We start from the raw sequence: 866 nt of genomic DNA, 5'->3' as shown, positions 1-866 counted from the left end.
GACCAGTGCGATGCGCCGGTGGTCGCCGCGATCCTCGACGCGGTGGACTCGCCGCTGGTCACCGCTGCCGGGGCGGCCTCGCTGGCCGGCCTGATGAAGGAGACGGCGGCTGCCGACACCGTCGTGGCGACCCGCTACCACAACCTGATCTGCGCGCTGAAGACCGGCACACCGACGCTCGCCCTCAGCTACGCGGCGAAGAGCGACGCGCTCATGGCGGAGATGGGCCTGGGCGCCTACTGCCACCCGGCACGCGAGGTCGACGCCGGCCGGCTGCTCGAACAGTTCCGGGAGCTGGAGAAGCGCTCGGCCGAGCTGCGGCAGACCCTCACCGAGCGGAACCAGTCCGCCTCACGGCAACTCGACGACCAGTTCGCCGACTTGACCACGGCACTGTTCCCGGCGACCGACCACCCCCACACCCTGCGGAAGGCTTCATGAAAGCGACCGAAGTCCCCCGGATCGCCGGCGCGTACCTGTTCGAGCCGACGCCGTACACCGACGAGCGCGGCTTCTTCTGCCGCACCTTCGACGCCGACGTGGTCCGCTCGGTCGGCCTCGACCCGGACGCCTTCGTCCAGGACAGCCTGTCCCGCTCGGTCCGGGGCGTGCTGCGCGGCCTGCACCTGCGCTCCGGCGCCGGCGAGGCCAAGCTGGTGCGGTGCTCGTACGGGAGGATCTTCGACGTCGTCGTGGACCTGCGCCCCGACTCGCCGACCTACCTGGGCCAGGCCTTCTTCGAGCTGTCCGGCGACACGCAGACGACCCTGTACATCCCGGCGGGGTGCGCGCACGGCTTCCAGGCGCTGACCGAAACCGCCGACACCTCGTACCGGATCGACCGCCCGCACGATCCGGCCGAGGAC

At 71.2% G+C, this 866-nt stretch carries 2 protein-coding genes; both read left to right on the top strand.

Translation table 11 applies throughout. From position 1 onward, the window contains the following. A partial coding sequence (locus tag CCL05_RS43555; protein WP_208641765.1) for a polysaccharide pyruvyl transferase family protein occupies window positions 1-441 on the top strand: 441 nt, incomplete at its 5' end. Continuing rightward, window positions 438-866 (top strand): dTDP-4-dehydrorhamnose 3,5-epimerase family protein (locus CCL05_RS43550; protein ID WP_086565925.1); only part of this gene is annotated, 429 nt, incomplete at its 3' end. The genes CCL05_RS43555 and CCL05_RS43550, both read left to right, overlap by 4 nt.

It is taken from the genome of Streptomyces africanus, assembly GCF_002150735.1.
GTDB classification, from domain to species: domain Bacteria; phylum Actinomycetota; class Actinomycetes; order Streptomycetales; family Streptomycetaceae; genus Streptomyces; species Streptomyces africanus.
Note: the sequence above shows the minus strand (reverse complement) of the source record. Positions and strands in the feature narration are given on the sequence as shown.